Annotated in this window: 3 protein-coding genes and 1 pseudogene; 1 reads left to right on the forward strand and 3 read right to left on the reverse strand. The window is 66.6% G+C overall.

The genetic code is table 11. The annotated features are described in order from the left end of the window. From ELR45_RS03165 to ELR45_RS03175, 3 genes and pseudogenes are all read right to left on the reverse strand, one after another. Nucleotides 1-335, reverse strand: a pseudogene (locus ELR45_RS03165) (diaminopimelate epimerase); the annotation flags it as partial. 145 nt (nucleotides 336-480) lie between these two features. Next, nucleotides 481-1,410, reverse strand: a complete 930-nt coding sequence (gene miaA, locus ELR45_RS03170; protein WP_205855757.1) for a tRNA (adenosine(37)-N6)-dimethylallyltransferase MiaA — start codon at nucleotides 1,408-1,410, stop codon at nucleotides 481-483. A gap of 50 nt (nucleotides 1,411-1,460) precedes the next feature. Beyond that, nucleotides 1,461-1,847, reverse strand: coding sequence for a sensory rhodopsin transducer (locus ELR45_RS03175; RefSeq protein WP_205855758.1), 387 nt, complete (start codon nucleotides 1,845-1,847; stop codon nucleotides 1,461-1,463). Between the two features lie 359 nt (nucleotides 1,848-2,206). Between ELR45_RS03175 and ELR45_RS03180 the strand changes: the two genes are divergently transcribed. Continuing rightward, nucleotides 2,207-3,631, forward strand: coding sequence for a helix-turn-helix domain-containing protein (locus tag ELR45_RS03180; protein WP_129663306.1), 1,425 nt, complete (start codon nucleotides 2,207-2,209; stop codon nucleotides 3,629-3,631). The last annotated feature ends 305 nt before the right edge of the window (nucleotides 3,632-3,936 follow it).

The raw sequence follows: 3,936 nt of genomic DNA on the forward strand, positions 1-3,936 counted from the left end.
GCCAGTGTCAGCGTCGAGCCGTCGACCATACCCTCGTCGAACAGGTAGCGCGCCATGACGCGGACACCGTTACCGCACATCTCGGCGACCGAGCCGTCGGCGTTGCGGTAGTCCATGAACCACTCGCCCTCGACGGCCTGATCGGCGACCTCGTCGACGTGCGAGGCGGGCACCACCCGGATCAGGCCGTCGGCACCGATGCCCGCATAGTGATCGGTGAGCCTGCGCACGGTCGTGGCATCGAGCACGTCGCCGAGGTCACCGCCGGGATCCGGCACCAAGACGAAGTCATTCTCCGTGCCGTGCCCTTTGACGAACTCCACGTGGGTGCTCATCGCTGCTCGTCGCTCCTCACTCGTCCCCACCGCGTTCCAGCCATGATCATGAACAGTAACCGTGCTATGTGAACGGTTACTGTTCATGATCATGGTCGAGGTGCCAGACCATCAACCATATGTGATGCAGGTGGGCCGCGGCCTCCTAACGCCGGCGGACCTCGTCGAGAGCCTGAGGGCCCAGGTCGGCGGCGTCGAACGGTATCCAGGCGATCCGCTCGTCCTTGCGGAACCACGAGTCCTGCCGGCGGGCGAACCGCCGCGTCGCCCGCACCGTCTCCTCGCGGGCTTCGTCCTCCGTGCATTCGCCCGCGAGAAACGACAGGACCTGGGCGTAGCCCAACGCACGCGACGCTGTGCGCCCTTTGCGCAACCCGCCTGCTTCCAGACGACGCACCTCGTCGACCAGTCCCGACTCCCACATCATGTCCACCCGCCGTCCGATGCGCTCATCGAGCTGTGGACGTGGCACATCAAGCCCGATCTGCACCACGTCGTCGTAGGCGTACTCCCGTGGCGGCAACGACGCCGTGAAGGGCCGCCCGGTCAGCTCGATGACCTCGAGCGCCCGGACGATGCGCCGGCCGTTGCTCGGAAGGATCGCCGCGGCGGCATCCGGATCCCGCTCGGCCAGGACCGCGTGGAGGCGGGCGGAGCCATGCGCGGCGAGCTCCTCCTCCAGGCGAGCCCGTACGGCGGCGTCGGTGCCGGGGAACTCGAATCGGTCCAGGATCGCGCGCACGTAGAGCGCACTTCCGCCGACGACGACCGGGGTCACGTCGCGGCGCCGGCAGTCGAGAACGGCGGCGCGAGCCATCCGCTGGAACTCCGCGACGGTAGCCGCCTCGGTCACGTCCATCACATCCAGCAGGTGGTGCACCACGCCGCGTCGTTCGTCCGGTGGCACCTTGGCCGTACCGATGTCCATCCCGCGGTACACCTGCATGGAGTCCGCGTTGACGACTTCTCCCCCAAGCATCAGGGCAAGCTCGATCGCCAGATCGCTCTTGCCCGCCGCCGTCGGTCCTACCACCGCCACGATCGGAGTATCCGTGGCCTGCTCACCTGCGCTCACCAGTCCAGTCTCACATGACGGCTGCGCTGGTCATCAACGCACAGACCGTCCTAGGCGACCGGCACCGCGCTCGTGGTCATCAGCTCGTAGCCGTCCTGGGCATCCAGGCGGCTGTACTGGACGGTCACCGGCACGGAGCTCTGGAGCCGGCAGCCGTACGGCACGTCGGCCGGCAAATGCGTGCCCACCATCCCCGGCCGGTCGGTGCGGAAGTGCACGTTACGCCGCGCGTCCACGGTGACCTGCGAATACAGTGGTTCCCGGTCGGCGAAGTAGAACGTCAGCTCGATCCGCGCCTCCTCGTCCGACACGTTGAGCACGCAGAACGCCTCGTGACTGGGATGCTCTCCGACCGATCGGCTCGGCAGGAAACAGTCCGGCACGTGCCAGACACGATGGCCCTCACCCGACTGACCTTTCGCGGTGATGTCCGTCAACGCTCCTCCAGACTCATGTGACGGGTGGCTTCTCCACCCATCGTTATGCCGATTGTCTCGTGGAGCACCCCCATGATCATCAACGGTTAGACCCGTGATCATATGTCTCACCGTTGATGATCACGGGGCTCGCGTTTATCTGGCTGGTTCTGAAACGCTCGACAACATCTATGAACCCGCTGTTCATCCCCGTGTCATGAACCAGACAGGTACGTGCGGGCTCTCTTCGCAAAGTGGACCACCACCGTCGCGTAGCGCACTCACACCGTGTCCGTTTCGGCCGTAATGTCAACCCCGGAGACTCCGTCACGGACATCCGTTTTCGCGGCGGAGCAGGTGGAACGAAGGGGGTCACATATATGTCCACAGCCGTCGACCAACCCATCGGTCAGATCATCCGCTCGGCGCGACAACGCCTCGGTCTGAGTCAGTATGTTCTCGCGGATCAGTTAGCCGCCGTGTCCGGCAAGACCACAATGGGCAGGGACCGCGTCGCTCGTTGGGAGCGCGGTAGCCAGGTTCCCCGTAGTGAGTGGCGGCAGTGGCTAGCAGCCGTACTCGAGGTCTCGACCGAGCAGCTCGATGCGGGTGCCGAGACCGCGCGTCGGCAGAACCGCCTCGGCCATGCCATGGTCACCGCGAGCTCGCCCAACGGCTCCCACACCGTCCGGCGCTCGCAGGGCACGCCCGCGCTGCTCCCCGTATTCCGCTCCCGGGTACAGGCGGGGATCCTGGCCGCGACACTGCTCAATCCGCATCGTGCATTCAGTCTCTCGGAGCTTGCCGAACAGGCCGGCGGATCCCTGGCGTCGGTCTCCAAGGAGAGCAAGCTGCTGCAGGAGTCCGGCATCCTCTATACCCGGTACGACGGCGCCATCCGCCTGATCCGCGCCGCCACCGACGAGCCGATCCTGGGGCCCTTGACCGAGTTGATCCGGGTGACCTACGGGGTGCCACAGGTGATCTGTGAGGAGTTCGGCCGGGTGCCGGGGATCGGCCGCATCGCCCTCGTCGGCACCTGGGCCGAACGTTTCGCCGGCCTCATCGGACCCGAGCCCGAGTCCATCCAGGTCAGGGTCACGCCCCGCCGGACCGAGACGATGAGCGACGAGGACCTCGCCGCAGCGGGCGGCCGGTCCACGTCGCGTCTGCATCGGCCCGTCACCTACAGCGTCGTTCCCGCTCCCCCGCGCACCGACGGCGCCGCATCGGGTTCCAGCGCCGGCGTCGGGACCAAGCCCGCAGCGCGCGTCCCTTCGCAGCGCCGCCGACGTCCGGTGGTCCAGGTCGTCACGCATTCCGCCCTGAATGTGCTTCCGCCCGCGGCGGACGCCTGGACCACCGGCGCTGATGAGATCACGAAGCTGCTGGACAACGGGCAACTCGAGCTCTTCAGTGGCGACACCGCGGACGCCCGGCCCTACTTCGAGGCCGCCGACGCGCATCTCACCTCGGCCGAGGAGGTCACGACGTCCTCGCCTGGATCGGCGTTCGTGCTGGTGGGTCAGGCGGTCAAGAGCATCGCCACCGGCCTGCTGGCGGCGCAGGGCCTTCGGGCCGCCGCCGGCAGCCGCGCGGACGTGATCGGTCAGGCGACCGTCGCTCAGTTCGGTCCGCAGTTCAGGCAGGTCGAACTGCTGCGCCAGCGCCTTCTGGAGCTCGGCGACCCCACATGGAGGGACAATCGAGTGACGGACATGGACGTCGCCGGTGCGGTCCCCGCGGCACGTTCATTGCTCAAGACCTCACAGGACATAGCCATCGAGCTCAACCTGTTCGGTTAATGCTCGCGTCGTGGTCGGTGAGTGCCCCGTGTCAAGGAATCTGGATCACGGTGCACTCCGACGACGGAGCGACGGGCGCCGCTGACGTTGCCGAACCGACGCTGATGGACGGTACCGGCGGGATGAGATGCAGAACACGAAGACCTTTTTGTCCGGTATGGCACAATTGGCGCGCGACGAGCGACACTCATATACATGAGGCGCGTAGATCCATCGCGGCTGGCGGGTGCGCACGAAGCGCACTACGCCACGCTGTACATAGAGGTCACGGCTCACGAGGTCAAGGACATCGACGGCCGGGTCTA

The organism is Phytoactinopolyspora endophytica (assembly GCF_004138495.1).
GTDB classification, from domain to species: Bacteria; Actinomycetota; Actinomycetes; order Jiangellales; family Jiangellaceae; genus Phytoactinopolyspora; species Phytoactinopolyspora endophytica.

Bases quoted from the DNA above. Each gene is read 5' to 3' on its own strand.
- ELR45_RS03180 (WP_129663306.1), top strand. From the start codon at position 2,207: ATGTCCACAGCCGTCGACCAACCCATCGGTCAGATCATCCGCTCGGCG.